The sequence below is a fragment of the Patulibacter defluvii genome (genome assembly GCF_034096925.1).
Lineage (GTDB): Bacteria > Actinomycetota > Thermoleophilia > Solirubrobacterales > Solirubrobacteraceae > Patulibacter > Patulibacter defluvii.
This window is the reverse complement of record NZ_JAWZSQ010000008.1, coordinates 71,592-97,938: the sequence shown is the minus strand read 5'-3', so window position 1 is coordinate 97,938 and position 26,347 is coordinate 71,592. Positions and strand designations below refer to the sequence as shown.

Below are 26,347 nucleotides of genomic sequence, written 5' to 3'. Positions count from 1 at the left end.
TCAGGCCCGGGCGCGCTCGCGGGAGTCGGCCCAGGCGCCGGCCAGCTCGCGGCCGGCGGCGTGCAGCGCCGCTCCCCGCGCCCCGCGCCGGAGCAGCGCGCGGCCGGCGATCATCGCCGCCCGCGGGGGCGAGAGCACCCGCGAGGGCCGCCGCTGGCGCGAGAAGACCTCGAGCATGTCGGAGACCAGCGCCGGCCGCTGCGCGGCCACCCGGTACAGCTCCGCCTCGAGCGGGCTCAGCGGCTCGCCGCGGGCCAGCCCGTTCGTCCACTGGTAGACCTCGAGGCACTCGCGCTCGCGCCGCCGCTCCCAGGCCCGCAGCGCCGGGTCGAGCGCCGCCGGGTCGTCGAGCAGCGGCGCCGCGGCCGCCCCCAGCTCGCGGCCGTAGCGGAGCGCGTCGCGGATCCCCTGCGCGGTGACCGGGTCCTTGAAGTGGCCCGCGTCGCCGGCCAGCGCCCAACCGGGCCCGGCGGAGCGGCGGAAGTACGACGCGATCCCCGTCGCCGAACGGACCCGCCCGACCAGCCGCGCGCCGGCCAGCCGCTCGGCCATCGGCCCGATCCGAGCGATCGTCGCCCGGTACTCGCCCTCCAGGTCGGCCCGGAACGCGGCCACCCGCGCGACCGGCGGCTGCAGCAGCGCCAGCACCAGTCCGCCGTCGCAGGGGAACGCCGTGCCCAGCTCGGGCCCGTCGCGCCACTGGGCGGCGGTGTCGCGCCAGCCCTCGTGCGGGTCCTCCCAGTAGCCGAAGTAGCAGGCGCGGCCGCTGACGCTCGAGCGGTACGGCTGCTCGGCTCCGACCTCGCGGGCGACGAGGCTGCGGCGGCCGTCGGCCCCGATCACCAGCGGCGCCCGTAGCTCGCGCTCGCCGCCGTCCCCGCCCGCGTGGCGCCAGCGGACGCCGGCGACCCGGCCGTCGCGGTCGCGGACCAGCCCCGTCACCCGCGCCCGCTCGCGGACCTCGGCCCCCGCCGCCCGCGCCGTCGCCACCAGCGCCGCGTCCATCCCGGGGCGGCGGACGCAGAGCGCGTGGCCGATCCCGTCGACCGGCCGGAACCGGCCCCGCAGCTGGACCCCGGCCCCGCCGGCCAGCGCCCACGGCAGCCGCGGCGCCCCCAGCGCCTCGACCGCCGGCAGCACCCCGAGCGCGGCCAGCTCGGCCACCGTCGAGGGCCACAGCAGATGGGTCGAGAGCGTGTCGGAGGGGAACCGCCCGCGGTCGAGCGCGACCACCCGCCGGCCGCTGCGGGCCAGCGCCACCGCCGCGGCCGACCCGGCGCAGCGGGCCCCGACGACGATCGCGTCGACGCGCTCGGGCCCGCCGCTCATCCGAGCAGCGGCAGATCGAGCGCGTTCGGGGCGCCGGCGCTGTAGAGGATCTGGTCGACGCCCTTCAGCAGCTCCAGCTCGGGCGCTCGGTAGAGCGTGTAGGTGCGGGCCGGCTGGGCGCTCGAGTCGGCGCTCTCCAGCAGCGCGTTGACCGCCGTCCGGGCCGACTCGTTCGCGCCCTCCATCGTCGCCAGGTCGATGTTCGTCTGCACGTAGTCGCCGGCCAGGAACAGGTTCGGCAGCTTCGTGCGGCTGGTCGGCCGCTTGCTCCAGCTGCCGACGGTGTTGACCAGCAGCGGCGTGGCGTTGCGGTTCTGGCCGGTCTGCGGGTTCCAGACCACGCCCGGGTCGAGGAACCAGGAGTGGACGATGTCGTCCGGCAGCAGCTTGGCGGCGGTGCCGTGGGCGCGGACCTGGGCCCAGACCTCGCGCGCCACCTGCTCGGGCGAGCACTGCTTGGCCGGCTTGCCGTAGAGGATCCCCGGCGCGTCCCAGTTCGAGATGTCGATCGAGAGCGCGTCGACCGCGATCCCGTCGCCGTAGTCGCGGGCGAAGTCGCGGCTGTTCCAGAACTGCGCCTGGGTCAGCGCGGTCAGCGCCCAGGGCGCGTCGATGAAGGTGATGTGGCCGTGGGTCAGGTCGACCTTGCGCTTGAGGAAGAACTGGATCCCGACCATCCAGTCGGCGAACAGCTCGTCCATCAGCTTCAGCGACGGGTCGATCGCCAGGACCTCGGGGCTCCAGAGCTTGCGCGCCCGCTCGACCGGCATCGCGCAGACGAACCAGTCGGCGTCGATCCGCAGCCGGTTGCGCTGGGCGTCGTGGGCGTGGGCGGCGACGATCCGGCCGCCCGCGACCTCGAGCCGGTCGACCGCCTGGCCGACCACGAACTGCACGCCGAGCCGCTGGAGGTGCGCCACCCAGGGGTCGATCCAGGCCTCGTTCGTCGGCAGGTCGAGCACGCGGTCGAGCGCCCCGTCGTTGCCGCGATTCAGCATCGTCATCAGGAACGCCTCGGCCATGTTGCCGATCGTCCGGGTGCTGGCGATCGTCTCCTTGGCGGCGACGAGGTTGCGCGTCATCCCGGCCGCGGCGACCGTCTGGTACTCCTGCGACTTGTTGCCGGCGCGGATGAAGTCCCACCAGCTGACGTTCTCCCACTGGGCGAAGCGGCGGGCGTCGCAGCTGGTCAGGAAGACCAGCAGCCGCTCGACGAAGAAGAGCAGCTCGTGGGGCGGGATCCCGTAGCCGGAGAGCCAGTCGGTCAGCTGCCGGCGGAGGCCGTCGACGGTCAGCAGCCCGCCCGGATCGGGGATCAGCCCGAACGGCCCGGCGTCGGCGCGGTCGCCCTTGCGCAGGAACTTGCCACCGGTCGCCGCGACCAGGTTGTCGCCGACGCCGTGGGCGTTGCCCGGGAACGGGATCCGCCGCATCGTGTCGGGCACGTGGTGGTAGAAGCCGGGGAAGAAGCGGAAGCCGTGCTCGCCCGGCAGGTCCTTGCGGCCGCCGCGGCCGGTCCCGGCGACCGGGATGCTGCGGGCCTTGCCGCCGAGCGCGTTGCGCTCGTAGACGGTCACCTGGAAGCCCCGCTCGACCAGCTCGTGGGCGGCCGTCAGGCCCGCCATCCCGCCGCCGAGCACGGCCACCCGGCGGCCGGTCGTGACCGCCCGCGCGGGGCCGGCGAAGACCCCGGAGGTCGCCGCTACCGCCCCGACCGCGCCCGCGTCGCGGAGGAACCGCCGCCGCGTCGTGCCCTGGCCCCGCTGGTTCGCCTGCTGGTCCTGCATCCCGCCCTCCTCGTTCTCCGCCGGCACCGTAACCAACAGGTGTGTCGGTTGTCAATCGCGGCTGTTCTGGACGGCCGGCGGCGCCGGGACCGCTGATAACCTGCATCCGTGTCGGTTCCGACCACGAGCGACCCGCTCCCCAAGCGCCGGCTGTCGGCGCCCGCGCGGCGGATCCGGATCCTGCAGGCGGCACTGGAGGCGTTCGCCTCGCGCGGCTACAGCGGGACCAGCATGGGCCAGATCGCCGCCGCCTCCGACGTCACCCGGGCGGTGCTCTACGACCACTTCGCGTCGAAGCAGGCCGTCTTCCTGGCCGTGGTCGAGCAGCAGAACGCGCTCTTCATGGGCCACGTCGGCGCCCGCATCGGCGGCGAGGGCAGCCCCCGCGAGCGGATGCGGGCGACGATGGAGGCGGTCTTCGCCTTCGCCGAGCGGCACCCGGACGCCTGGCGGCTGCTGTTCGGCAACGCCACCCACGGCGACGACGCGCTCGACGAGACCTGGCGCGCGTTCCGCGCCGGCCGGACCGCGGCGGTCGGCGCGCTGCTGGCCGCCGACGCCCACGAGGCGGGCCTCGACCGCGATCCGGCCCAGGTCGAGATCGTCGTCGAGATGCTGATCGCCGCCCTCACCGGCGCGGTCGCCTGGTGGCGCGAGCACCCGGGGACGTCGCGGGCGGCGCTGGTCGACGCCGGCACCGAGCTGCTCTGGACCGGCCTCGGTCGCGGCGCGGCCTGAGCCGCGGACGCTACTCCAGGTCGGCGCGACGGACGAGGCCGGAGCGGAGCGCGCGGGCGGCCAGCTCGGAGCGCTTGCCCTGGGCCGGGGTGCCGTCCAGGTCGAAGCGCTCGTAGAGCACCTTGAGGTGGCTCTTGACGGTCTCGACCGAGAGGAAGAGCGCGCTGGCGATCGCCTGGTTCGGGGCCGGGGCACCGGCGCCGTCGACGACCATCGGCCGGCAGAGCTCGCGCAGGACCGCCTGCTGGGCCGGGGTCACCACCGGCGGGACGCTGCCGAGGCCGATCGTGCGGGTGGCGGCGATCGTCTCGCCGTCGCGCGGGTCGCGGAACTCGATCGCCGTCCCGCCGATCCGCAGCACCGTGCCCTCGTGCAGGCGCAGGCGGCCGTCGAGCTTGCGGTCGTCGACGTGGGTGCCGTTGCGCGAGAGCCCGTCGTCGCTCACCACCCAGCCGTCGGCGACCCGCTCCAGCTCGAAGTGGACGCGCGAGACGCCGGGATCGTGGTCGATCACCAGGTCGCAGGCCGGCGCCCGGCCGACGGTGATCCGGGCGTCGTCCGGCTCCAGCACCGCGACCACCGTCCGCCCCTCGCCGTCGGAGAGGCGCAGGAAGGGCAGGCCGTCCCGCTCGGCGGCGAGCACGAGCTTCAGGCCCTGCGCCGCGGAGGTGCCGTCGGCAGCACGCAGTTGCATCCCGCCGAGCGTACCGGGACGGCGGCCCGCGGCGCCCGCTCTCAGAAGCGGTACGAGGCGAAGCGCTCGATGAAGAAGCCGTGGCCCGAGCGGTTGGTGACGGTGAAGCCGGCCGAGCCGGAGCGGACCCGGAAGCGGCCGACGCGGTAGGTCATGCCGTAGCCGAGGGTGGTGTTGCCGACGCCGCGGTAGTTGGCGCCGGTCCGGTAGGCGTAGCCGTAGGAGGAGAGCACGTAGCGGACGCCCGAAGCACGCGATTCGCAGGCGATCGTCGAGCGCGAGGCCTTGCAGAAGAGGTTGCCGGTCTTCGAGCGGAAGGTCTGGGCGGCGTCGGCCGAGGCGGTCCCGACCGTCCCGCCGCCGAGGGCGAGGACGGCGGTGGCGAGGGCGCCGGCGGCGATCCGGCGAGAACGGCGGGTGGGGGCGGTGGTGGTCATCGGAGGCTCCTGGGGAAGCGGGTGGTTCGATGGGACCATCCTGCGCCCCGCGGGCCGCCCCGCCCATCCCTCCGCGGTGGGGACCGGTCCACCCCCGTCACCGGCACCGATTGACGTGGGACGCCGCGCCTGCCAATGTCCCTACCGTCGGTAGGAACGAGGAGGGACCCAGGTGGCGCGATTCATCCCCAAGAACCCGGCCGAGGTGCTCGGCCGGGCCGATCGGACGCTGGAGAACGTCGACGGCGTGCTCGGCCGCGTCGACGGGACCCTGAGCGAGGTCGGCAGCACCCTCGGCACGGTCAGCGGGACCCTGACGACGGTCGACGGTACGCTCTCGACCGTCAGCGGGACCCTGACCACCGTCGAGGGGACGCTGGCCACGGTCGAGGGCACCCTGACCGAGGTCCGGGCGCTGCTGACCGAGCTGCAGGGCGAGATGGAGCTGCTGCGGCAGGTGCCGACGATCGCCGCGCAGGTGGCGGAGATCCACGCCGCGATCGCCGCCCGCCCCGCCGCCTGAGGCGCCCCACCCGCGCCTGCCCGCCCCGCCCTCCCTCGCGTGGCGGAGCGCGACCACGGCGGAGACGACCGCCGGGCGCGCGGCGCGCGTCCGGGAACGAAGCGACATCGGACCTCAGGGGACGGGAACGGGGTCCCGCCGAGGCTAGGCGTACGCCGCCCGCCAGATGTTGCGTGCTGGTGGCCGGCCCCCCGCCTCGCGTGGCGGATGACACCCGAACGCCGGGGGTCAACCGCCACGCGAGCGGGTGGGGGGCGCGCTACCCGAAGAAGCGCGCCAGGGCGGCGTGGGCGTCGCGCAGCTCGTCGAGCGTCGCCGTGACCGCCGTCTCGCCGCAGGCGACGCGCAGCTCGCCGCCGCCGACCTCGCCGAGCAGCGTGACCGGGACCCACGCCGCCAGCCGCTCCAGCGCCTCGCGCGGGGCGGAGACGACGAAGCCGCCGGGGGCCTCGCCGAAGAGCGTCGCGCGGGCGTCGCCGGCGATCGGGGCGAGGTCGACCGTCGCGCCGTAGCCGCCGGCGATCGCGGCCTCGGCCAGCGCCACCAGCAGGCCGCCCTCGGCGATGTCGTGGGCGCTCGACAGCTCGCCGCGGCGAACCGCCTCGCGGACGGCGGCGATCCCCGCCACCACCCGCTCGACGTCCCAGGCCGGCAGCCCGTCGGGCAGCTCGCGGCCCTCGAGCTTGGCCAGCTCCGACAGCGCCAGCTGGGGCGCGAACGCCCCCACCAGCGCGACCGCGTCGCCGTGGCGCTGGAAGCCGAGTGGCGCCGTCGTGCGGACGTCCGGGACCTTGCCGACCATGCCGACGACCGGGGTCGGGTAGATCGGGCCGGTAGTGCCCTCGTTGTAGAGCGAGACGTTGCCGCCGACGACCGGGGCGCCGGTCGCGCGGCAGGCGTCGCCGAGGCCGCGGACGGCCTCGGTCAGCTGCCAGGCGATGTGCGGCTTCTCGGGGTTGCCGAAGTTGAGGTTGTTCGTCAGCCCCAGCGGCTCGGCGCCGACGCAGGCCAGGTTGGCCGCGCACTCGAGCACGTTCCAGACCGTCCCCTGGTAGGGGTCGGCGGCGACCCGGCGGCCGGAGCCGTCGATCGAGACGCCGACGCCGGGGATCGCGACCTCGCCGCGCTCGGCGTCGGCCACCGCGGCGACGTCGGTCGGCCCGGCGAGCCCGCCGACGACCGCCCGCTGGCCGGCCGGCCCGGGGATCATCAGCACCGCGGCGTCGGCCTGGCCGGGCCGGCGCACGGTCCGCGACTGGACGACCGGGTCGTACTGCTCGAACAACGGCCGCCGGTCGGCGACGTTGGCGCTGCCGATCAGGGCCAGCAGGGCGTCGCGGGCGTCGCTGCCCGGGGCCACCCGCTGCGGCGGCGCGGGGTAGATCGCCGCCGGCCCGCCGGCGGGCTTCTCGGGGAAGATCTCGTACAGCGGGCAGTCGTCGACCAGCGCCGGGACCGGCATGTCGCCGACCAGCTCGTCGCCGTCGAAGACGCGGAAGCGGCGGGTGTCGGTGACGACGCCGATCGCCGTCCCGTGCACGTCCCACTTGTCGGTGACCGCGATCACCTCGTCGACGTTCTCCGGGGTGACGACGCAGAGCATCCGCTCCTGCGACTCGGAGACCATCACCTCGAACGGCTCCAGCCCCGTCTCGCGCCGCGGCACCCGTGCCACGTCGAGGTCGAGGCCGACCTCGCCCTTCGAGGCCATCTCCGACGCCGACGAGGTCAGGCCGGCGGCGCCGAGGTCCTGGAGCGACACGAGCAGGCCGCGGTCGAGCAGCTCCAGCGAGCACTCGACCAGCTTCGCCTCCTCGAACGGGTCGCCGACCTGGACCGTCGGGCGCTTGTCGGCGTCGTCCTCGCCCAGCTCGGCCGAGGCCAGCACCGACGCGCCGCCGATCCCGTCGCGGCCGGTCGAGGCGCCGAAGAGCACGACGACGTTGCCGACCCCGGTCGCGGCCGAGAGCGTCAGCTTCTCCTGCCGCACCAGCCCCAGCGCCATCGCGTTGACCAGGCAGTTGGTCTCGTAGGGACCCTCGAAGTAGACGTCGCCGCCGACGTTGGGGACGCCGATCGAGTTGCCGTAGTGGCCGATCCCGCGGACCGCCCCGTCGAGCAGGAAGCGCGAGCGGTCGGAGTCCTCGACCTCGCCGAAGCGGAGCGCGTCGAGGACCGCGATCGGCCGCGCGCCGAGCGCGAAGATGTCGCGCAGGATCCCGCCGACGCCAGTCGCCGCGCCCTGGAACGGCTCGACCGCCGAGGGGTGGTTGTGCGACTCGACCTTGAAGGCGACGACCCAGCCGTCGCCGGCGTCGACCGCGCCGGCGTTCTCGCCCGGGCCGAGGACCAGCGCCGGGCCCTCGGTCGGGAGCGTCTTCAGCAGCAGCTTCGAGTGCTTGTAGGCGCAGTGCTCGCTCCACATCAGCGAGAACATCGCCAGCTCGACCTGGACCGGCTCGCGGCCGAGCTTCTCGACCACCAGCGCGTACTCGTCGCGGGTCAGGCCGAGCCCGACCGCGGCCTCGACGCCGGGCGCCTCGCCGACCGGGACGGTGCCGTCGGCCAGCGCGCGGGGGGCGGGCAGGGTGGCGGGATCAGGCGACACCGGCGGCCTCCAGCGGCGAGCGGAAGAGCAGCAGCCCGTCGGCCGACCCGGTCAGGGGGTCGACGGCGTGCTCGGGATGGGGCATCAGGCCGACGACGTTGCGCTGGGCGTTGCAGACGCCGGCGATGTCGTCGGACGAGCCGTTGTAGTTGTGACCGGCCGCGTAGCGGAAGACCACCTGGCCGTCGGCCCGCAGCTGCTGGACCGTCTCCTCCGGCGCGTACCAGCGGCCGGTCTGGTGCTTGGCCGGGATCGAGAGCAGCTGGCCGGCGCGGGTCGCGCGGGTCCAGGCGGTGTCGGCCGCGACGACGTCGAGCTGGACCTGGCGGAAGACGAACCGGCGGCCGAGGTTCATCAGCATCGTGCCGGGCAGCAGCCCGCACTCGCAGAGGACCTGGAAGCCGTTGCAGATGCCGAGCACCGGGCCGCCCTCGCGAGCGAACGCGGCGACCGACTCCATCGCCGGGCTGAGCGCGGCGATCGCGCCGGCGCGCAGGTAGTCGCCGTAGGAGAAGCCGCCGGGAACGACGACCGCGTCGACGCCCTTGAGGTCGCGGTCGCGGTGCCAGAGCAGCTCGGCGTTGCCGGCGCCGACGGCCCGCTCGGCGGCGAGCAGCGCGTCGACCTCGTCGCAACTGCCGGGGAACTGGACGACGCCGACGCGCATCAGGCGTCGACCTGGATCTCGTAGTCCTCGATCAGCGGGTTGGCGAGCAGCTTGTCGCAGATCGCCTCCAGCTCCGCCGTGTCGGCCACGTCGAGCTCGACCAGGCGGCCGATCCGGACGTTCTCGGCCGGCTGGAAGCCCAGCTGCGGCAGCGCCTGCTCGACGGCGACGCCCTGCGGGTCGAGGATGCCGGCCTTGGGCCGGATGAGGATGCGGGCGTGGGGCATCGCGGCGGGTCCTAGCGAGGTCGAGAGCCGGGGATCGTCGGAGGCCGCGGCGGCGCCGCCGACGCTCGCGATGGTAGCTGTTGCCGGCCGCGGGGAACCGGCCCCCGCGCGAGCCGTCGCCGCTTGCGTGACCGATGACACGCTCGCCGGCCGTTGAAAGTTGCATGATGCTGAACGAGGACGTTCTGCGTCCCTCTCTCCTCCCGCGGGGGGCGTCGCTTCGGCGGCGCCCCCCGCACCTCCTTCCGGGGTCGGTTCCCTCAGCCGCGACGGGCGTAGGCGCGCAGGGCGGCGCGCACGTCGGCGTCGGCCGCCGGCTCGAAGAGCACGACGCCGGTCCGGCGGCTCGTCACGGCGACGACCCGGCCGTCGACCGCGGCCACCACCAGCGGCGCGTCGGGCACCGGCTCGCCGGCGCGGCCGGCCAGGCCACCGATCTCGATCTGGTCGCTGGCGGTCGCCGTCCGCAGCGCGACGTCGGGCGGGGCGGGGCGGGAGCGCATGCTCCGATCGTGCGGGCTCGCCGCGACCGCCGCCAGCGCGACCGCGCATCGCCATGCCGAGCGCGCATGGGCCCGCGGCCGCCGGCCGGCTACGGTCGGACGATGGACGTGCTCCACCTGCGGGTGCTGCGCGAGATCGCCCGCCGCGGCTCGATCTCGGCCGCCGCCGACGCCCTCGACTACACCCAGCCGGCGGTCTCGCGGCAGCTGGCCGCGCTCGAGCGCGCCGCCGGCCGGCCGCTGGTCGAGCGGACCGCGCGCGGGACCCGGCTGACGACCGCCGGCGAGGTGCTGCTGCAGCGGGCCGAGACGATCCTCGGCGAACTGGAGGCCGCCCAGGCCGACCTGCTGGCGCTCGCCGACGGCACCCGGATGCCGCTGCGGGTGGCCGCCGTCCTGTCGACGATCGCGACCTTCGTCCCGGTCGCGGTGACGGCGCTGCGGGCGCGGATCCCGGGCCTCGACGTGACGCTGCGGATCGCCGCCAACGTCAGCGGCGAGTCGGCGCTGCAGGACGACCGGCTGGACGTCGCGGTGCTGAGCCTGGTCGGCGACGAGCGGCTGCCGGGCGCGCGGGTCGTGCCGCTGCTCGACGATCCGCTGTGGTGTGTCCTGCCCCGCGACCACCCGCTGGCGGAGGCCGACGCGGTCGCCGTCGAGGCGCTGCGGAACGAGCCGTGGGTGATGACCGCGGCCACGCTCTGCGCCGACCGCGGGGTGCTGGTCGCCGCCTGCGAGGCCGCCGGCTTCCGGCCGCACGCGGTCGCCCACTGCGACGACGCCGCCGCCTCGCAGGGGCTGGTGGCGGCCGGCGTCGGCGTCGCCGCGATCCCGCAGCTGTGCCTGACGCAGCCGCGCGACGACGTCGCGATCCGGCCCTTCCGGACCCCGGTCGTGCGCCGGATCGCGGCGCTGACGCCGCTCGACGCGCCGGTCCGGCCCGGCCGCGACGCGCTGCTCGAGGAGCTGGCCGCGGCGGCCGAGCGGGTCGGCCGCGCGCCCGCGGCCGCGGCGGCGGGTCAGGCCGCGGTCCGCCCCAGCCAGGCGGAGAGCGGCTCGCCGGTGATCCGCTCGTAGGCCTCGGCGTAGCGCTCCTGGGTGCCCTTGACCACGTCGGAGGGGATCTCCGGCGCCGGCGGGGTCTTGTCCCAGCCGGACGAGACCGCCCAGTCGCGGACGTACTGCTTGTCGAAGCTCGGCGGGGTGGTGCCGACCTCGAACTCGTCGGCCGGCCAGTAGCGCGAGGAGTCGGGGGTCAGGGCCTCGTCGCCGAGGATCAGCTGGCCGGTCTCGGGATCGAGGCCGAACTCGAACTTCGTGTCGGCCAGGATCACCCCGCGCGAGCGGGCGTGCTCGTGACCGAACTTGTAGAGCGCGATCGCCGCCTCGCGGACCTTGGTGGCCAGCGCGTCGCCGTCGCCGTCGGGGGCGACGTCGTTCAGCAGCTCGGCCGCGCGGGCGAAGTCGATCGCCTCGTCGTGGAGGCCCTGGTCGGCCTTCGTCGAGGGGGTGAAGATCGGCACCGGCAGCTCCTGGCTCTCCTGCAGGCCGGCCGGCAGCTCGACGCCGGAGACCTTGCCGGTCGCCTGGTAGTCCTTCCAGCCCGAGCCGGTGATGTGGCCGCGCACGATCGCCTCGATCGGGAGCATCCGCAGCTTCTTCACCACCACGCCGCGGCCGCGGGCCTCGTTCGGCACGCCGTCGGTGTAGGAGACGACGTGGTTGGGCACGATGTGCGCCGTCTTGTCGAACCAGAAGGCGGAGACGCCGGTCAGGACCGCGCCCTTGCCCGGGATCGTGTTCGGGTGGACGACGTCGTAGGTCGATACCCGGTCGCTCGCGACCAGCAGCAGCCGGTCGTCGAGGTCGTAGATGTCGCGGACCTTGCCGCTGGCGAGGAGAGGGAGCCGGTCGAGCGTCACGACTGCGGAGGCTAGCGCGGCGGCCCGCCGGGGTCGTGGCCGCCGGCCCCGGCGCCCGCCGGCTCAGCCGCGTCCCCGCCACCAGCGGCGCCGGCGGGGACGGCCGTGCGCGAAGTCGCGCAGGGCCACGACGGCACCGGCGGTCGGCCAGAACGGGTCGGCGATCACCTCGCCGGTGGCGAGGCTGATGGCGGCCAGCGGCGTCCCCGCCGCCTCGGCCAGCACCAGCGGGCCGGCGGGCACCTGAGCGCTGTCGCGCTCGGCGATCGTGCGCAGGGCCTCGCCGTCGGCGGCGGTCGCCGGGCGCAGGCAGAGCCCGTCCGCCGCCGGCCGGACGGTCGGCCGGCGGACGACGCGCAGCGCATCCCAGGCGGGGCCCGCCGTGCGGGGGACGAACGGGTCGTCGTAGGAACGGGGCTCGGTGCTCATCTGCTCGCCTTCCGTCGGCATCTGCCGTCGATCGTGCTCCACCTTCGCGGCCGCTTCCTGGGCCGGCCGGCGGAAAACGGACCTGTGGTCCAGTCGCCGCCGACTGGCCCGGTCGGGCCGCCGCGGGAGCCACCGACGACGATGGCGGGCGCGGGTCCGGTTCTCCATCGCGATCCGGCATGCGGGCCATGCGCCGGCATCGACGCGGCATGGCCGGCATGCCGGCTTCGCATGGACCGCGCGCGGGGAGAGGGCTACTGTCGGGAGGGCCATGGAGCTGCTCCACCTGCGCGTCCTGCGCGAGGTCGCCCGCCGGGGCTCGATCTCGGCCGCCGCCGACGCCCTCGACTACACCCAGCCGGCGGTCTCGCGGCAGCTGGCGATGCTGGAGCGCCAGAGCGGCCAGTCGCTGGTCGAGCGGACCCCCCGCGGCGCTCGCCTGACGCCGGCCGGCGAGGCGCTGCTGCGCCACGCCGAGGAGATCCTCGCCCGGGTCGACGCCGCCGAGGCGGAGATGCAGGCGATCGCGACGATGCGCGGCGGCCAGGTGCGGGTCTCGGCCTTCCCCAGCACGGTCGGGTCGTTCGTCCCCTCCGGCCTGCGGGCGTTCGCCGACCGCTACCCCGACGTCCAGGTGAAGTTCGAATTGGTCGAGCCCGGCCCCGGCCTCGAGCTGCTGCGCCAGGGCCAGCTCGACGTCGCCGTCACCAGTCTCGGCGCCGCCCCCGAGCCGCCGCCCGGCTTCCGCGCGACCCGCCTGATCGACGACCCGCTCTACTGCGCGCTCGCCCCCGACCACCCGCTGGCCGAGCTCGACGAGGTGCCGATCGCCGCCCTCGCCGGCGAGCCGCTGGTGCTCGGATCGCCGCGCACCTGCCCCGACTGCGACGTGATGCAGCAGGCCTGCGAGGCCGAGGGCTTCGCCCCCAACCGCGCCTACCTGGCCGACGACTACGGCGCCAGCCTCGGCCTGGTGGCCGCCGGCCTGGCGGTGGCGATGATCCCCGAGCTGGCCCTCCGCGCCCAGCGCGGCGACGTCGTGATCCGGCCGCTGGAGCAGCGGATCGTGCGGCGGATCGTGGCGATGACGGTCGAGGGCGCCACCTCGCCGGTCCACGACGCGATGGTGACCGCGCTCTCCGACGCCGCCGCGGCCTACGCCGCCACCGAGCAGGCGCGGGCCGCCGCCGGCGCCTGAGGGTCGGCTCAGGCCAGCGCCAGCGCCAGTCCGAGCGCGACGGCGGCCGCGGTCGCGCCGCCGACGACGGCCAGCAGCGCCGGCCGCAGGCCCGCCCGCCGCAGCACGGCCGGGCGGATCTGGGCGCCGACCGCGACCAGCCCGACCAGCAGCAGGGTCGACGAGGCCCACGTCCCGGCCGACAGCGCCGGCGCCGGCAGCAGGCCGCTGGCGCCGACCGCCGCGGCGAGCACGAAGCCGAGCAGGAACCGCGGGACCAGCGGCGGCCGCCGGCCGCGGGCGTCGCCGTCGCCGTCACCGACCGCGGTCCGCCGCCGCCAGAGCGCGACCGCGACCACGGCCGGGGCCAGCATCGTCACCCGCGCCAGCTTCACCACCACCGCCGCGGCCAGTGCGCCGGCCGGCAGCGCCCCGGCCGCGCCGGTCACCTGGGCGACCTCCTGCAGCGCGCCGCCGGCCCAGGCGCCGGCGGTCGCCGGGTCGAGCGCCAGCGGTCCCGCCGCCAGCCACGGCAGCACCACCATCGCGATCGCGCCCAGGCCGGTGACCGCCGCGGCCGCGTAGGTCAGCTCGTCGCGGCGGGTGCCGGCGACCTGGTCGACGGCCGCGATCGCCGAGGCGCCGCAGATCGCCGAGCCGGCCGCCACCAGCAGCGCCACGCCCGGCGCCACCCGCAGCAGCCGCGCCGCGGCCAGCGTCACCGCCGCGGTCGCCAGGCCGGCGCCGACGCCGACCACCAGCACCGGCGGGCCGAGCGCCACCAGCTGGTCGAGCGCGATCCGCAGCCCGAGCAGCGCGACGCCGATCCGCAGCCCGGCGCCGCCGAGCCGCACGACCGCGCCGTCGAGGCCCGCCGCCCGCAGCCCCGGTCCCGCCGCCGTCCCGAGCGCCAGCGCGACCAGCGCCCCGCTGCCCGGCGGCAGCAGCGCGGCCAGCACCAGCACGACCGCGGCCGCCGCGGCCAGCGCCAGCGCGGCCGCGCCGCGCGACGAGGCGGACGGGGCGAGCGGGGCGGCGAGCGAGGACATGCACCAGATGGTCGACCCGGATCGCCTGCTGAACCACCGCGATGGCGCCCCTTCGCATTCCGAGAAGGAATGACAAAAGCATTCCGCGGTGGCATACTCGACGGCATGAGCGAGCGGCCCGTCCTGCCGGCCACGCACGACCTCGAGGCGCTGGTCGCCGCCGTCGAGACCGGCACGATGGGCGGCGCCGCCGAGGCGCTCGACCTGACCCAGTCGGCGGTCACCAAGCGGATCGCCCGGCTCGAGGCCCAGCTGGGGATCGTGTTGCTGGAGCGAGGCCGCTTCGGCGTCCGCCCGACCGCCGCCGGCGGGCTGCTCTACCCGGAAGCGCGGCGGGCGCTGGACGTCCTCCACCGTGCCGCCGACCTGGTCCGGGCCGAGCGGGTGGCCCAGCGCGACACGCTGCGGATCGCCTCCAGCCACACGATCGGCGAGTACCTGCTGCCCGACTGGCTGGCCGCCCACCGGCGCAGCGGCGGCGCCCACCACGCGGCGGTCCAGATCGCCAACTCACCGGCCGTCGTCCACGCCGTCCGCGAGGGCGACGTCGACCTCGGCTTCATCGAGCACGGACGGGCGGTGACCGGCGTCGAGACGCTGGTGGTCGGGCACGACGAGCTGGTGGTGGTGGTCGCCGCCGGCCACCGCTGGTCGCGCCGGCGGTCGGTCACCGCCCGCGACCTGATCGGCGAGCCCTACCTGACCCGCGAGCCGGAGTCCGGCACCCGCACCGTCGCCGAGGACGCGCTGGCCGCGGCCGGCGTCGGGCTGCGGCCGTCGCTGGAGGCGATGAGCCTGGAGTCGGTCAAGCGCTCGGTGGCCGGCGGCGACGGCTTCGCGCTGCTCTCGCCGCTGGTCGTTGTCCGCGAGGTCGAGGCCGGCCGGCTGATCACCCGTCGGGTCCGCGGGGCCGACCTGCGGCGCGAGCTGCGCGCGGTCCGGCGACGGGGCGGCGCGGCCGGCGCCGGCGCGCAGGAGCCGGCGCGGCGGCTGTGGCGGTGGCTGGCCGCCCAGGCCGCCACCGCCACCGCCAGCGAGAGCGCCTGACCGGCCCCCCGCTCGCGTGGCGAATCGGCCCCGCACGCCGGGGGTCAACCGCCACGCGAGGGATGGGGGGGCGGTCAGGCGACGGCCGCCGCCGCGTGCCGCGCGATCCGTCGCCGATGGTGGCCGGCGCCGCCCAGCAGCACCGCGTCGACGTGGGCGCGCTTGAACAGCCAGTGGAGATCCGCCTCCCAGGTGAACCCGATCCCGCCGTGGAGCTGGATCGCCTGGGCCCCGACCCGCCGGCCCGCGGCCGAGGCCGCCGCCTTCGCCAGCGCCGCCGCCGGGGCCAGCGCGTCCGGCTCGCCGGCGTCGGCCACCCAGGCCGCGTTGGCCACCAGCACCCGCGCCACCTCGACGTCGCGCAGCATCTGCGCCGCCTCGTGCTTGACCGCCTGGAAGCTGCCGACGGGGACGCCGAACTGCTTGCGGTCCTTGACGTAGGCGACCGTCAGGTCGAGCGCCCGCTGGAGCACCCCGACCAGCTCGGCCGCGACCACCACCGCCGCCCGGTCGAGGCCGCCGCCGGGGCCGCCGTCGGTCGCCGCCGGCGCGGTCGCCGCCACCCGGCCGTGGCCGCGGGTCGGGTCGATCGCGTCGACCGCGGTCGCCACCCCGCTGCCCGGCGCGTGCAGCAGCGGACCGTCGGCGGTCGCCACCACCACCAGGCCCTCGTCGGCGGCGCCGGGGACCGGGGTCGCGTCGCCGGGCAGGGTCACCGCACCGCGCAGCTCGCCGCTGGCCAGGCCCGGCAGCCACCGCTCGCGCTGCTCGTCGTCGCCGTCGTGCTGGACGACCAGGCCGGCCAGCGCGGTGCCGAGGAAGGGCACCGGGGTCACGGCCCGGCCCAGCTCCTCGGCGATCGCCGCCAGCTCGATCACGCCCAGGCCGGAGCCGCCGTGGGCTTCGCCGATCGCGATCCCCGGCCAGCCCAGCTCGCGCAGCTCGCCCCACAGCGCGTCGTCCTCGCGGCGGGCCTCGGCGGCGGCGCGGACCTGGGCGAACGACGACCGCTCGGCGAGCAGCTCGCGCGCGGTCCGCTGGATCTCCTGCTGGTCCTCGGACAGTTCGAAACGCATCTTCAGCTCCCTCCGCTCAGGCCCGCGGCAGGCCGAGCACGCGCTCGGCGACGATGTTCTTCTGGATCTCGGTCGTGCCGCCCTCGATCGAGTTGCCGCGCGCCCGCAGCAGCTCGTAGGCCCACGGCTCGCCGTCGGTCAGCGCCTCGCCGCCGAGCACGTCGACGGCCAGCTCGACCAGCTGCTGGTTGGTCTCGCTCCACAGCCACTTGCCGAGCGAGCCCTCCGGCCCCGGCTGGCCGTAGCGCTCGATCGCGGTCAGCCCCTTCCACGAGAGCAGCCGCAGCGCCTCGGTCCGCAGGTGGAGGTCGGCCAGCCGGTCGGCGACCAGCGGGTCGGCGATCGTGCCGTCCTCGCCGACGGCGCGGGCGAGCAGCGCGTCGAGCTGCTGACGCAGCCGCACCTGGAGGAAGAACGCCAACCCCGCGCGCTCGTTCATCAGCGTCGTCAGCGCGACCTTCCAGCCGTTGCCGACCCCGCCGACGACCGCCGAGCCGGGAATCCGGACCTCGTCCAGGAACAGCTCGTTGAACTCGGGGCTGCCGGTGATCTGGACCAGCGGCCGGACCTCGACCCCGGCCGACTCCATGTCGAGCACGAAGTAGGTCAGGCCCTTGTGCTTGGCCGGGCCGTTGGCCTCGGCCGGGTCGCCGGTGCGGGCCACGAGCATGCACCACTTGGCGTACTGGGCGCCCGAGGTCCAGACCTTCTGGCCGGTCACGAGCCAGTCGTCGCCGTCCTGCACGGCGCGGGTCTTGACCGCGCCGAAGTCGGAGCCGGCGTCGGGCTCGCTGAAGCCCTGGCACCAGGTCTCCTCGGCGCCGAGGATCGTCGGCAGCAGCCGCTCCTTCTGCTCCTGGCTGCCCCAGACCATCAGCGTCGGCCCGGCCAGCAGCAGCCCCAGCACGTCGGCCGGCAGCGGGGCCTTGGCCCGGCCCAGCTCCTCGAAGAAGATCGCCGTCTCGGTCAGGCTGGCCCCGCGGCCGCCGTACTCCTTCGGCCAGTGGACGCCGGCCAGCCCGGCGCCGTGGAGGGTCCGCTGCCAGTCGCGACGCCAGCGGTGGCCGGCGTCCTCGCCCTCGGGCGGGTCGCCCGGGCGGTGGGCGGCGAACCAGTCGCGCAGCTCGTCCTGGAACGCGCGCTGCTCGGGGGTGAAGGTCAGGTCCACGGGTGATTCCTCACGGTTGGGCGGGACGGGCGGGGCCGGTCAGGACCGACTCGGCGCAGTGGCAGAAGACGTCGGCCAGCTCCGGCAGCCGCTCGGCCTGGCCGGCGCGGACGCGGTCGGCGGCCAGGTGCTCGGTGCCGGCGCAGAGCACGTGGAGGGCGTCGGCCGGCGGCTCGACCAGGCCGGGATGCTCGCGACGGGCGAGGCCCGCGGTCCGGCGGTAGCGCTCGGCGAAGCGGCGCAGCGCCTCGTCGCGGGCGGCCAGCGCGGCCGGGCCGGCGAGCGGCACCTGGAGCAGGTAGGCGCGGGCGAAGACGGGGTGCTCGGCCAGCGCCCGGAGGTAGGCCTCGATCCCGGCGCGGAGCTGGTCGCGCCAGTCGCGCGAGGCCCGCACGGCGCGGTCGATCCGGGCGTCGATCACGTCGACGCCGTGGCGGTAGGACTCGAGGAACGCCTCCTCCTTGCCGGCGAACTCGGCGTAGAAGGTGGTCCGCGAGACGCCGGCCGCGCGGACGACGTCGGCGACCGTCGTGCCGGCGTAGCTGCCCTCGCCGACCACCCGCGCGACCGCCAGCAGCAGCCGGCTGCGCTGGTCGCCGTGGGCGCCGGGCCGCGCGACCTGGGGGTCGGCGATGTCCGGGTGCTCGGCCAGGAGGACGACGCTCATCGACTGCGTACCTTACGAGTACAGGACTGTACTTCGCAAGTACAACCGGGGGACGCCGCTCCCCCCGCGATTCCCCCGTTGCCGGCTGGTCCGCCCGCTACGCTCGACGCGGGTCGCCGGGTCTCCCCCACCCTGCCCGTCGACCGCCCGCCCTCGGGGCGGGAACGACGATGGACCGCCCAACCGCCCCCGCGCGCCTCCGCATCGGCCTCGCCGACGCCCATCACTGGCCCCTCCGCGTGGCGATCGCCCCGCTGGCCTCGCTGATCGCCCTGCTCGCCGACGCCTATCACCCGCGCGGTCACCTGCCCGGCCCCTGGCGCGACGCCGTCCGCCAGATGCTGCCGGCCCGCGCCCGCGAGGCGGTCGCCCCGGTCGTCGACCCGCGGACCCCCGCGGTGCCGAACTGCCTGATCCCGATGCCGAGCGCGCACCTGGTGCCGCTGGCCGACGACCTCGACCGGATCGCCACCGCCGGCCGCGACCTGCTGGCCACCGAGCTGGAGATGGAGCTGGGACCGGTGCCGCCGAGCCACTGGCAGCCGGTCGCCCGCCAGCCGCAGCGCTGGGTCGGGATGTACGCCGCCGCGCTCCAGCGGGCCGGCGACGCGGTCGCCCCGCTCTGGGGCCGGGCCGAGGCGCTGCTCGACCGCGAGGTCGAGCGGGTCGGCGCCGCCGCCGCCCGCGGGGCGCTGGCCGAGCTGCTGGCCGGCGTCCACCCCGAGGCCGCGGTCGAGGACGGGGCGCTGGTGCTGCCCGACTACCACGACACCCTCGACCTGCACGTCGGGCCGGCCGGGCTGGTGCTGATCCCGATGCTGACCGGGACCCACCGGATCATCGTCCAGCACCAGGGCGACGCCCTGACCCACATCGCCTACCCGCTGCCGGGCCGCAACCGTCTGCTGCACGTCGAGCCCGACCTGGCGATCCCGCCGCCGGACGCGCTCGAGGCCCTGATCGGCCCGGCGCGGGCGCGGGTCCTGCGGCACCTGGACCGGCCGACGACGGCCGGCGACGTGGCCGACGCGCTGCTGGCGGTGCCGAGCGCCGCCACCCGCCACGTCAGCCTGCTGGAGGAGGCCGGCCTGGTCGCCCGCGAGCGCCAGGGCCGCAACGTGGTCGTGCGGCGGACCGCCCGCGGCACCCAGCTGCTGGCCCTCTACGACGACTAGCCGTCGCGCTCGGCCAGCCGCCGGCGCAGCCGCTCCAGCCGGTCGTCCCAGCGGGCGCCGGCGCCGGCGATCCAGCTCATCGCGTCGGCCAGCGGGGCCGGGGTCAGCCGGTAGTGGGTCTCGCGGCCCTCGCGGCGGGCGGCGACGAGCCCGGCGTCGGCCAGCGCGGCCAGGTGCTTGGCGACCGCCTGGCGGCTGATCGGCAGGTCGGCGGCCAGCGCCGAGGCGGTCACGGTCGGCCGCTCGGCCAGCGCCCGCACCACCGTCCGCCGGGTCGGGTCGGCGAGGGCGGCGAAGACCGCGCCGGCGGCGGCGTCGCGCTCGGCGTCGGTGGTGGTCGCCACCGTCTCGCCGCCTAGGCGCACGCCAGCGCCCGCGCCTGCGCGGCGCCCGCCCCGGGAGCGGCCGGGCCCGGTCCGACGGCGGCCGGCAGCCAGCGGCCAACGGCCCGCAGGGCGACGACCGGCAGCTCGACCACGACCAGCCGGGTGCCGCCGTCGACGTCGTCGAGGGTCAGCTCGACCAACGACTCGGGACCGTCCTCCTGCCACCAGCGGAGGACCACGCGGCGGCGCTCGGCGACCTCCTCGACGACCACCCGGCGGCGCTCGCCGTCCTCCCAGCCGATCTCGCCCTCGGCGCCGGGGACGACCTCGAGCGCGACCTCGTCGGCCAGCCACTCGGCCAGCCCGTCGGCGTCGGCCAGCATCGCCCAGACGGCGTCGCGCTCGGCGTCGAGCCACAGCTCGCGCCGGACCACGGGATCCACGACCGGTTCGCGCATGGGCCGATCCTACACGCAACCACCCAGTTGCGCATCTGCTAGCGTCGTCGACACGCAACCGATCAGTTGCGCATCACCCTTCCAACCGGAGGCCCGCATGCCCCTCGTCCCGATGGTCGTCGAGCAGAGCCCGCGCGGCGAGCGCTCGTTCGACATCTACTCGCGGCTGCTCAACGACCGCGCCGTCTTCCTCGGCAGCGCGATCGACAGCGACGTCGCCAACCTCGTGATCGCCCAGCTGCTGCACCTCGAGGCGGTCGACCCCGAGAAGGACATCCAGCTCTACGTCAACTCGCCCGGCGGCGACGTCTACGCCAGCCTGGCGATCTACGACGCGATGCAGTACGTCCGCTGCGACGTCGCGACGGTCTGCGCCGGGATCGCGATGTCGGGCGGGTCGGTGGTGCTCTGCGGCGGCGCGCCGGGCAAGCGGGCGGCGCTGCCGAACAGCCGGATCCTGGTCCACCAGCCGCACGGCGGGCTCCAGGGCCAGGCCAGCGACATCGAGATCCACGCCAAGGAGATGCTCTGGATGCGCGACCGGATCGAGCAGCTGTACGTCGAGCACACCGGCCAGGAGCGGGAGCGGATCCACCTCGACATCGAGCGCGACCGCTTCCTCTCGCCCGACGAGGCGCGGGCCTACGGGCTGATCGACCGCGTGATCGCCCACCGCGGCGGCGAGCCCGCGGCGCCGACCGGGCTGGCGTAGCGGCTAGCCCAGCCGGATCGCGATCCGGCCGCCGCCGATCGTCGCCGTCGCCCGCCCGCGGCCGTCGAGCGTCAGCCGCCCGTCGAGCCGGCCGGGCCCGTCGACCCGCAGCGTGCCGTGGGCGCCGCGGTCGCCGAAGCGGATCCGGCCGCTGACCCGGACCCGCGGCACGTAGGCGTAGCGGCTGAGGGTGATCGAGTTGGCGTCGGCCCGGAAGCGGCCGCCGCGGAGCCCGCCGCCGCGCTCGGGCAGGCCGGAGAAGAGCCGCTGGTTGTCGGCGTCGATCGCGTCGCCGACGGTCAGCAGCGCCGCGTTGGCCACCCGCGAGCGGTCGCCGCTGGTGCCGCGGATCGGCCGCACCGCCGAGAGCCGCCGCGGGGCCAGCGCCACGATCCGCTCGTGGTTGTCGTGGCCGCGGCAGGGCTGGCCGACCGCACGGCCGGCGGCGAACCGCTTCAGCGCCCGCTCGGCGCAGCCGCTGGCGTCGCTGTCGAGCACGTCGTGGCCGGTGCCGGCGACGGCGACCAGCGACGAATGCGGCAGCTCGGCGGCGACCTCGCGGGCGCCCTCGACCCCGGTCCGCATGTCGAGCCGGCCGTTCAGGATCAGCGCCGGGACGTCGGGCAGCGGCGCGGTCGAGGGCCGCTCGACGCGGTCGGCCGGCCACTCGATGCAGGTGATCGCGTTGCTGTTCGGCAGCACCTCGCCGGGCGCGAACGGCGCGTAGTCGGCGGCCGGGATCTTCGCGAAGGCGGCGTCGGCCAGCGCTCGCCGGCGGGCCGGGGCGTCGGTCAGCGCGTAGGGCAGCGCCTGGTCCAGGCAGGTCGTGGTCTGGTAGAGCGCGAAGCTCAGCTCGCGGGTCTTCGACGGCGCCCCGGCGGCGATCGAGCGCAGCCGCAGCAGCGGGGCGGGATCGCCGGCCAGCGCGCCGCGGACCGCCGCCGGCAGCGCCGCCCGCAGCGGGCCGTTGAGGTCGCCGGCGAACAGCAGGCCGGGCACCTCGGGCGCGCTCAGGGTGACCGTCCGGCGGCGGCCGCGACTGTCGTGGACCGGTCCCTGGAGCGGCGCCGCGCGCAGCTTGGCCAGCAGCGCGGCGACGTCGTCGAGCGGGTCGCGGGTGACGCCGCGGCAGCGCGATCCGCCGCAGATCTCGCGCACGACCCGCGGGATCGCCTGGAACAGGTCGACCGCGAACGGCGAGCCGGCGACGGCCGGGACCACCGAGTCGAGCACCAGCCGGTCGGTCGTGGCGGGGTGGATCCGCGCGTACTGCTGGGCCACGAAGGTGCCGTAGGAGACGCCCATCAGCGCCAGCTTGCGCGAGCCGAACGCGGCCCGCAGCGCGTCGAGGTCGGCGACCGAGTCGCGGGTCGAGAAGAACGGCCGCTGGGCCCCGACCTGGGCCGCGCAGGCGGCGGCCTGGGCGCTGCTGGCCTCGGTCAGCGGCAGCAGCCGCTGCAGCTCGGGGCAGGAGAGGACGCCGGAGCGGCCGGTCCCGCGCTGGTCGAGCGTCACCAGCCGGTAGCGCGACAGCAGCGGCTTGAGGCTGCGCGCGAAGCTGGCCGCGAACGGCGCGCCGGCCTGGCCCGGACCGCCCGAGAGCGCCGCCAGCAGCCGCGGCTTGCGGCGGGCGGCGCGGCTGTCCTGGATCGCGAACCGGAGCCCGATCGTGCCCGGCGTGCGGCCGCTGCGGTCGAGCGGCACGGTCAGCGTCCCGCAGCCGAAGCCGGGCTGCTTGGGGCAGGGCCGCAGCTTCGGGGCCGCTGACGCGCCGCCGGCCCCGGCGAGCGGGACCAGCAGGGCCAGCAGGAGCAGCGAGACGACCCGGCGCATGGGCGAGCACGGTAGCCGGCCGGCCGGCGACCAGCACGGCCGGTCGCCGGTCAGCGGGCGACCAGCCGCACCGCCGTCCGCCCGATCCGGCCGTCGATCGGCCACGCCGGGCGGCCGGCGGTGGCAGGATCGGAGGATGGCGCGCCGTCCCGTCCCGTCGTCGCTGCTGCTGGCGCTGGTCGCCGCCGCGGCCCTGCCGGCCTCCGCCGCGGCCAGCCCGAGCGGCCCGGCCGAGTGGATCGTCGGCGGCCTCCACACCCCGTGGGAGCTGGCGCCGACGCCGGACGGGCGGACGTTCGTGGTCGAGCGCGGCGACGGGTCCGGGCGGGCGGTCGACGTCCGCGTGCTCGACGCCGCCGACCGGCTGCTGCCCGGCGTGGCGCTGAGCGGCAGCGAGATCGGGCCCGACGTCCGCAAGTTCCTGGGCCTGGCGCTGCACCCGGACTTCGCCCGCAACCACCGCGCCTACCTGTACGTCGGCCGCGCGACCGATCCCGACGGGGCCGGCCCGGCCAACGGCGGCAACGAGATCTGGCGGCTGCGCGACGAGAGCGGGCGGCTGCGGCCCGAGCGGCGGGTCTTCGGCGGGATCGACTCCGACGGCAACCACGACGGCGGGCGGATGGCGTTCGGGCCCGACGGCCGGCTCTACGTGACCACCGGCGACATCCACCAGCCGGCCCGCCCGCGCGACCCCGGATCGCTCAACGGCAAGATCCTGCGCTTCGCCGCGCCCGGAGACGAGCAGCAGCTGACCGCCCCGTCCGACAACCCGTTCGTGGCCCGCGGCGGCGCTGCCCGCTACGTCTGGTCGCTCGGCCACCGCCACCCGCAGGGGCTCGCCTTCGACGCCGCCGGCCGGCTGTGGGAGAGCGAGCACGGGCCGACCGGCGAGCAGCACGGGCCGCTCTACCCGGGCGGCAACGGCCGCAGCGGCCGCGACGAGCTGAACCTGATCGTCCGCGGCGGCGACTACGGCTGGCCGACGGTCTCCGGCCCCGACCGGCTGGCGGGGGCGATCGCGCCGGTGGCGGTCGCTGGCGACCAGCCGTCGTGGGCACCCGGCGACCTGGCCGTCGGCGCCGACGGCTCGCTCTACGCGCCGTTCCTGCGCGGGGCCGAGCTGCGCCAGTTCGACGTCCGCCGCGGCGCGGTCGTCGCCCAGCGCTCGCACCTGGCCGGGACGCTCGGCCGGCTGCGGGTGGCGGTCGCCCGCGGCGGCGACCTGCTGATCGCCCAGGACGACGGCGCCGACGCGGGCATCTACCGGCTGCCGCTGGGGCCGCGGTCGGCGGCCAGCGACGCCGCCGATCCGCCCCGCGGCGGTCCGGCGGCCCGTGGCCTGGCGCGGGCGCTGCGCGACCGGGCCCGGCGGCTGGGCCGGACGCGGCTGGCGCGCGGGGCCCGGATCGCCGTCCGCCGCGGCGACCTGCCGCGGGGACGGGTGACGGTCGAGCTGCGGCTGGGTCGCGCGTCGGGGCCGCGGCTGGCGCGGACCGCGGTCGCCGTCGCCGTCACCGGCAGGCGGACGATCGCCCTCCGTCCGAGCGCCACCGCCCGCCGGCGGCTGCGCGGGACGGGCGGGCGCCGGATCGTGGTCCGGGTCGCCGTCCGCCCCGACGGCGGCACGGTCGCGCGGGCGAGCGCGACCGGGCGGCTGCGCTAGAGCCCGACGTCCGCCAGCCGGCCGACGATCGTGTCCGCGTAGCGGGTGTAGTGGCCGAGGTCGAAGACCGCGTCGAGGTCGACCGCGGCGCAGCGCTCGTCCTGCTCGGCCAGCTGCCGCAGCGGGGTGCGGGTGTCCCAGGCGCGCTGGGCCAGCTCCTGGGCGATCCGGTAGGCGTCGTCGCGGATCATCGGCGCGCGGCCGGCGGCGGCGTCGCCCTCGATCAGGGCCAGCAGCAGCCGCTGGCTGAAGAGGGCGCCGCTGGTGAGGTCGAGGTTCTCGCGCATCCGGTCCTCGTGGACGACCAGGCCGGAGACGACCCGCACCGCCAGCGACTGCATGTAGTCGAGCGCGATCGTGGCGTCGGGCAGGATCACCCGCTCGGCGCCGGAGTGGCTGATGTCGCGCTCGTGCCAGAGGGCCACGTTCTCGACCGCCGCCTGGGCGTAGCCGCGCAGCACCCGCGCCAGGCCGGTGATCCGCTCGGTCGTGATCGGGTTGCGCTTGTGGGGCATCGCGCTCGAGCCCTTCTGGCCCTTGCGGAACGGCTCCTCGGCCTCGCGCACCTCGGTCCGCTGGAGGTGGCGGATCTCGGTCGCCAGCCGTTCCAGGCCGGCGCCGGCGAGGCTGATCGCCTGCAGCAGCTCGGCGTGGCGGTCGCGCGGGATCACCTGGGTCGAGACCGGCTCGGCCTGCAGGCCCAGCCGCTCCAGCACCCGCGCCTCGAACTCGGGCGAGGTCGCCGCGTAGGTGCCGACCGCGCCCGACAGCGCCCCGACCGTCGCCTGGTCGAACGCCTCGGCCAGCCGCTGGGCGTTGCGGTCGGCCTCGAAGGCGAAGCCGGCGAGCTTGATCCCGAAGGTGGTCGGCTCGGCGTGGATGCCGTGGGTGCGGCCGACGCAGACGGTGTGGGCGTGCTCGCGGGCCTTCTGGGCCAGCGTCTCCGCCACCTGCTGGGCGCCGGCGACGACGATCTCGCCCGCCTTCCGCAGCTGGATCGCCAGCGCGGTGTCGAGCACGTCGGACGAGGTCAGCCCGTAGTGGATCCAGCGGCCGCTCTGGCCGGCGGAGGCCGAGAGCACGTCGACGAAGGCGGCGACGTCGTGGTCGGTGATCTTCTCGCGCTCCTGGACCGCCTCGACGGTGAAGGTGGCGGCGCGGATCGCCTCCAGATCCTCGGGAGACGGGCCCTCCATCTCCTCGCAGGCGGCGACCTCGACGTCGCGCCAGGCGTCGAGCTTGGCCTGATCGGTCCAGACGGCGCCGATCTCGGGACGGGTGTAGCGCGGGATCATCGGCGCGGATTCTCGCCGATGACGGGGGTCGGCGCTCCCTCCCCCGGGCGATGGCCGGCGGCGGCCGCGGACGTAGGCTGACGCCGTCCCCCCACCCCCCAGGGAGAACCCCGATGCAACAGCTCCTGCGCAGCCGCGTCACCGTGGCCTGCGTGACCGCCCTCGCCACCGGCGCCGTCGCCGTCGGCGGCACCGCCCTCGCCGCCGGCGGCAAGTCACGGACGCCGAGCCCGCTCAGCGCCAAGCAGCGGCGGGCCGTCAACGGCCTGATCGCCAGCTACGTCAAGAAGCACGGCCGCCGCGGGCCGACCGGCAAGGCGGGTGCCGCCGGGCCGGCCGGCGCGACCGGCCCGGCCGGACCCGCCGGCGCCGACGGCGTCGCCGCCGTCAGCGAGGCCTTCGGCCCCTGGCAGTGGGCCGACAGCGGCGGCCGCTACGCGGTCGCGATCTGCCCCGCCGGGACCGTGCCGACCGGCGGCGGGTTCGAGGTCAACTACTGGAACCCGACCACCAACGCGACGCTCGAGAACGACGGCCGGATCGTCGTCCGCTACGCCCAGGCCAACGACAGCAACGGCGACCAGCGAGCCGACGGCTGGACCGCCGCCGCCACGATGGCCCCCGGCACCACCCCGCCGAGCGGCTACCGGCCCGAGGTCACCGCCAACGCCGTCTGCGCCCCCGGCTCCGCCACCGCCCGCGTCCGCCGCGCGACCGCCGGCAGCGGCGCCCGGATCCGCCAGAACCGCCCGCCGGCCGCGCCCGCCCGCCGCTGAGCCGCCCCCAGGAGCCACGGGGCCCCTGCCGATCACGGGGCCCCCGGGCGGGTGGCCG

The 26,347-nt window shown here is 76.5% G+C and carries 27 protein-coding genes; 9 read left to right on the top strand and 18 right to left on the bottom strand.

Features of this window, described 5'->3' with window-relative positions; translation table 11 throughout:
- On the bottom strand, nt 1-1,329 hold the full coding sequence (locus SH587_RS10605; protein ID WP_320670578.1) for an NAD(P)/FAD-dependent oxidoreductase: 1,329 nt from the start codon (nt 1,327-1,329) through the stop codon (nt 1-3).
- The gene (locus SH587_RS10600; protein ID WP_375341753.1) at nt 1,326-3,116 is read right to left on the bottom strand and encodes a hydroxysqualene dehydroxylase; all 1,791 of its coding nucleotides are present in this window, start codon (nt 3,114-3,116) and stop codon (nt 1,326-1,328) included. The genes SH587_RS10605 and SH587_RS10600 overlap by 4 nt, the downstream gene beginning before the upstream one ends.
- A 108-nt stretch (nt 3,117-3,224) precedes the next feature.
- Between SH587_RS10600 and SH587_RS10595 the strand changes: the two genes are divergently transcribed.
- Nucleotides 3,225-3,854 (top strand): TetR/AcrR family transcriptional regulator, encoded by a 630-nt coding sequence (locus tag SH587_RS10595; RefSeq protein ID WP_320670576.1) that lies wholly within the window; start codon nt 3,225-3,227, stop codon nt 3,852-3,854.
- A 10-nt stretch (nt 3,855-3,864) separates the two neighbouring features.
- Here the strand turns inward: SH587_RS10595 and SH587_RS10590 are convergent, their stop codons facing one another.
- Nucleotides 3,865-4,548: an FHA domain-containing protein gene (locus SH587_RS10590; protein ID WP_320670575.1), complete on the bottom strand. Its 684-nt coding sequence runs from the start codon at nt 4,546-4,548 to the stop codon at nt 3,865-3,867.
- A 41-nt stretch (nt 4,549-4,589) separates the two neighbouring features.
- The gene (locus SH587_RS10585) at nt 4,590-4,985 is read right to left on the bottom strand and encodes a hypothetical protein (protein WP_320670574.1); all 396 of its coding nucleotides are present in this window, start codon (nt 4,983-4,985) and stop codon (nt 4,590-4,592) included.
- Nucleotides 4,986-5,157: 172 nt separating this feature from the next.
- Here SH587_RS10585 and SH587_RS10580 point away from each other — a divergent pair, with 172 nt between their 5' ends.
- Nucleotides 5,158-5,508, top strand: coding sequence for a hypothetical protein (locus tag SH587_RS10580; RefSeq protein ID WP_320670573.1), 351 nt, complete (start codon nt 5,158-5,160; stop codon nt 5,506-5,508).
- A gap of 259 nt (nt 5,509-5,767) precedes the next feature.
- Here SH587_RS10580 and purL read toward each other — a convergent pair whose 3' ends face one another.
- The 4 genes from purL to SH587_RS10560 form a co-directional block, all read right to left on the bottom strand.
- Entirely contained in the window at nt 5,768-8,116 is a 2,349-nt protein-coding gene (gene purL / locus SH587_RS10575; RefSeq protein WP_320670572.1) for a phosphoribosylformylglycinamidine synthase subunit PurL, read from the bottom strand.
- A complete protein-coding gene (gene purQ / locus SH587_RS10570) occupies nt 8,106-8,783 on the bottom strand; it encodes a phosphoribosylformylglycinamidine synthase subunit PurQ (protein WP_320670571.1) in 678 nt (225 codons plus the stop codon). The genes purL and purQ overlap by 11 nt, the downstream gene beginning before the upstream one ends.
- On the bottom strand, nt 8,783-9,010 hold the full coding sequence (purS, locus tag SH587_RS10565; protein WP_320670570.1) for a phosphoribosylformylglycinamidine synthase subunit PurS: 228 nt from the start codon (nt 9,008-9,010) through the stop codon (nt 8,783-8,785). The genes purQ and purS overlap by 1 nt, the downstream gene beginning before the upstream one ends.
- A gap of 260 nt (nt 9,011-9,270) precedes the next feature.
- Complete coding sequence (locus SH587_RS10560) at nt 9,271-9,513, bottom strand: hypothetical protein (protein ID WP_320670569.1); 243 nt, start codon at nt 9,511-9,513, stop codon at nt 9,271-9,273.
- A gap of 102 nt (nt 9,514-9,615) precedes the next feature.
- Here SH587_RS10560 and SH587_RS10555 point away from each other — a divergent pair, with 102 nt between their 5' ends.
- Nucleotides 9,616-10,590, top strand: coding sequence for a LysR family transcriptional regulator (locus tag SH587_RS10555; RefSeq protein ID WP_320670568.1), 975 nt, complete (start codon nt 9,616-9,618; stop codon nt 10,588-10,590).
- On the opposite strand, the gene SH587_RS10550 is transcribed toward SH587_RS10555, so the two are convergent.
- Complete coding sequence (locus SH587_RS10550; protein ID WP_320670567.1) at nt 10,533-11,435, bottom strand: phosphoribosylaminoimidazolesuccinocarboxamide synthase; 903 nt, start codon at nt 11,433-11,435, stop codon at nt 10,533-10,535. The two genes, SH587_RS10555 and SH587_RS10550, sit on opposite strands and share 58 nt — an antisense overlap.
- A 63-nt stretch (nt 11,436-11,498) precedes the next feature.
- Nucleotides 11,499-11,864 (bottom strand): hypothetical protein, encoded by a 366-nt coding sequence (locus SH587_RS10545; protein WP_320670566.1) that lies wholly within the window; start codon nt 11,862-11,864, stop codon nt 11,499-11,501.
- A gap of 271 nt (nt 11,865-12,135) precedes the next feature.
- Between SH587_RS10545 and SH587_RS10540 the strand changes: the two genes are divergently transcribed.
- The gene (locus SH587_RS10540) at nt 12,136-13,062 is read left to right on the top strand and encodes a LysR family transcriptional regulator (RefSeq protein ID WP_320670565.1); all 927 of its coding nucleotides are present in this window, start codon (nt 12,136-12,138) and stop codon (nt 13,060-13,062) included.
- A gap of 8 nt (nt 13,063-13,070) precedes the next feature.
- Here SH587_RS10540 and SH587_RS10535 read toward each other — a convergent pair whose 3' ends face one another.
- The gene (locus tag SH587_RS10535; protein WP_320670564.1) at nt 13,071-14,090 is read right to left on the bottom strand and encodes a YeiH family protein; all 1,020 of its coding nucleotides are present in this window, start codon (nt 14,088-14,090) and stop codon (nt 13,071-13,073) included.
- Between the two features lie 105 nt (nt 14,091-14,195).
- Here SH587_RS10535 and SH587_RS10530 point away from each other — a divergent pair, with 105 nt between their 5' ends.
- Entirely contained in the window at nt 14,196-15,137 is a 942-nt protein-coding gene (locus tag SH587_RS10530) for a LysR family transcriptional regulator (protein ID WP_320670563.1), read from the top strand.
- A gap of 74 nt (nt 15,138-15,211) precedes the next feature.
- Here SH587_RS10530 and SH587_RS10525 read toward each other — a convergent pair whose 3' ends face one another.
- From SH587_RS10525 to SH587_RS10515, 3 genes are read right to left on the bottom strand one after another with little or no spacing between them, the layout of a single operon-like run.
- Entirely contained in the window at nt 15,212-16,213 is a 1,002-nt protein-coding gene (locus SH587_RS10525) for an acyl-CoA dehydrogenase family protein (RefSeq protein ID WP_320670562.1), read from the bottom strand.
- Between the two features lie 16 nt (nt 16,214-16,229).
- On the bottom strand, nt 16,230-17,381 hold the full coding sequence (locus tag SH587_RS10520) for an acyl-CoA dehydrogenase family protein (RefSeq protein WP_320670561.1): 1,152 nt from the start codon (nt 17,379-17,381) through the stop codon (nt 16,230-16,232).
- Nucleotides 17,382-17,391: 10 nt separating this feature from the next.
- Nucleotides 17,392-18,048, bottom strand: a complete 657-nt coding sequence (locus SH587_RS10515; protein WP_320670560.1) for a TetR/AcrR family transcriptional regulator — start codon at nt 18,046-18,048, stop codon at nt 17,392-17,394.
- Nucleotides 18,049-18,287: 239 nt separating this feature from the next.
- Here SH587_RS10515 and SH587_RS10510 point away from each other — a divergent pair, with 239 nt between their 5' ends.
- Complete coding sequence (locus SH587_RS10510; protein WP_320670559.1) at nt 18,288-19,223, top strand: winged helix-turn-helix domain-containing protein; 936 nt, start codon at nt 18,288-18,290, stop codon at nt 19,221-19,223.
- On the opposite strand, the gene SH587_RS10505 is transcribed toward SH587_RS10510, so the two are convergent.
- Nucleotides 19,220-19,567 carry an ArsR/SmtB family transcription factor gene (locus SH587_RS10505; RefSeq protein ID WP_320670558.1) on the bottom strand — a complete coding sequence of 116 codons (348 nt, stop codon included), beginning with the start codon at nt 19,565-19,567 and terminating at the stop codon, nt 19,220-19,222. The genes SH587_RS10510 and SH587_RS10505 overlap by 4 nt on opposite strands.
- Nucleotides 19,568-19,578: 11 nt before the next feature.
- Nucleotides 19,579-20,007, bottom strand: a complete 429-nt coding sequence (locus SH587_RS10500) for an SRPBCC domain-containing protein (protein ID WP_320670557.1) — start codon at nt 20,005-20,007, stop codon at nt 19,579-19,581.
- Nucleotides 20,008-20,104: 97 nt separating this feature from the next.
- Between SH587_RS10500 and SH587_RS10495 the strand changes: the two genes are divergently transcribed.
- Nucleotides 20,105-20,719, top strand: coding sequence for an ATP-dependent Clp protease proteolytic subunit (locus SH587_RS10495; RefSeq protein WP_320670556.1), 615 nt, complete (start codon nt 20,105-20,107; stop codon nt 20,717-20,719).
- A gap of 3 nt (nt 20,720-20,722) precedes the next feature.
- On the opposite strand, the gene SH587_RS10490 is transcribed toward SH587_RS10495, so the two are convergent.
- Complete coding sequence (locus tag SH587_RS10490; protein WP_320670555.1) at nt 20,723-22,552, bottom strand: alpha/beta hydrolase; 1,830 nt, start codon at nt 22,550-22,552, stop codon at nt 20,723-20,725.
- A 136-nt stretch (nt 22,553-22,688) separates the two neighbouring features.
- Between SH587_RS10490 and SH587_RS10485 the strand changes: the two genes are divergently transcribed.
- Nucleotides 22,689-24,218, top strand: coding sequence for a PQQ-dependent sugar dehydrogenase (locus SH587_RS10485; protein ID WP_320670554.1), 1,530 nt, complete (start codon nt 22,689-22,691; stop codon nt 24,216-24,218).
- Here SH587_RS10485 and purB read toward each other — a convergent pair.
- Nucleotides 24,215-25,513, bottom strand: a complete 1,299-nt coding sequence (gene purB / locus SH587_RS10480; RefSeq protein WP_320670553.1) for an adenylosuccinate lyase — start codon at nt 25,511-25,513, stop codon at nt 24,215-24,217. The two genes, SH587_RS10485 and purB, sit on opposite strands and share 4 nt — an antisense overlap.
- A 113-nt stretch (nt 25,514-25,626) precedes the next feature.
- Between purB and SH587_RS10475 the strand changes: the two genes are divergently transcribed.
- The gene (locus SH587_RS10475) at nt 25,627-26,289 is read left to right on the top strand and encodes a hypothetical protein (protein WP_320670552.1); all 663 of its coding nucleotides are present in this window, start codon (nt 25,627-25,629) and stop codon (nt 26,287-26,289) included.
- Nucleotides 26,290-26,347 lie beyond the last annotated feature (58 nt).

Coding starts and splice junctions, on each gene's coding strand:
- SH587_RS10605 (WP_320670578.1), bottom strand. CDS start 1,329: ATGAGCGGCGGGCCCGAGCGCGTCGACGCGATCGTCGTCGGGGCCCGC.
- SH587_RS10600 (WP_375341753.1), bottom strand. CDS start 3,116: ATGCAGGACCAGCAGGCGAACCAGCGGGGCCAGGGCACGACGCGGCGG.
- SH587_RS10590 (WP_320670575.1), bottom strand. CDS start 4,548: ATGCAACTGCGTGCTGCCGACGGCACCTCCGCGGCGCAGGGCCTGAAG.
- SH587_RS10585 (WP_320670574.1), bottom strand. CDS start 4,985: ATGACCACCACCGCCCCCACCCGCCGTTCTCGCCGGATCGCCGCCGGC.
- purQ (WP_320670571.1), bottom strand. CDS start 8,783: ATGCGCGTCGGCGTCGTCCAGTTCCCCGGCAGTTGCGACGAGGTCGAC.
- purS (WP_320670570.1), bottom strand. CDS start 9,010: ATGCCCCACGCCCGCATCCTCATCCGGCCCAAGGCCGGCATCCTCGAC.
- SH587_RS10560 (WP_320670569.1), bottom strand. CDS start 9,513: ATGCGCTCCCGCCCCGCCCCGCCCGACGTCGCGCTGCGGACGGCGACC.
- SH587_RS10555 (WP_320670568.1), top strand. CDS start 9,616: ATGGACGTGCTCCACCTGCGGGTGCTGCGCGAGATCGCCCGCCGCGGC.
- SH587_RS10545 (WP_320670566.1), bottom strand. CDS start 11,864: ATGAGCACCGAGCCCCGTTCCTACGACGACCCGTTCGTCCCCCGCACG.
- SH587_RS10540 (WP_320670565.1), top strand. CDS start 12,136: ATGGAGCTGCTCCACCTGCGCGTCCTGCGCGAGGTCGCCCGCCGGGGC.
- SH587_RS10535 (WP_320670564.1), bottom strand. CDS start 14,090: ATGTCCTCGCTCGCCGCCCCGCTCGCCCCGTCCGCCTCGTCGCGCGGC.
- SH587_RS10530 (WP_320670563.1), top strand. CDS start 14,196: ATGAGCGAGCGGCCCGTCCTGCCGGCCACGCACGACCTCGAGGCGCTG.
- SH587_RS10525 (WP_320670562.1), bottom strand. CDS start 16,213: ATGCGTTTCGAACTGTCCGAGGACCAGCAGGAGATCCAGCGGACCGCG.
- SH587_RS10515 (WP_320670560.1), bottom strand. CDS start 18,048: ATGAGCGTCGTCCTCCTGGCCGAGCACCCGGACATCGCCGACCCCCAG.
- SH587_RS10500 (WP_320670557.1), bottom strand. CDS start 20,007: ATGCGCGAACCGGTCGTGGATCCCGTGGTCCGGCGCGAGCTGTGGCTC.
- SH587_RS10495 (WP_320670556.1), top strand. CDS start 20,105: ATGCCCCTCGTCCCGATGGTCGTCGAGCAGAGCCCGCGCGGCGAGCGC.
- SH587_RS10490 (WP_320670555.1), bottom strand. CDS start 22,552: ATGCGCCGGGTCGTCTCGCTGCTCCTGCTGGCCCTGCTGGTCCCGCTC.
- SH587_RS10485 (WP_320670554.1), top strand. CDS start 22,689: ATGGCGCGCCGTCCCGTCCCGTCGTCGCTGCTGCTGGCGCTGGTCGCC.
- purB (WP_320670553.1), bottom strand. CDS start 25,513: ATGATCCCGCGCTACACCCGTCCCGAGATCGGCGCCGTCTGGACCGAT.
- SH587_RS10475 (WP_320670552.1), top strand. CDS start 25,627: ATGCAACAGCTCCTGCGCAGCCGCGTCACCGTGGCCTGCGTGACCGCC.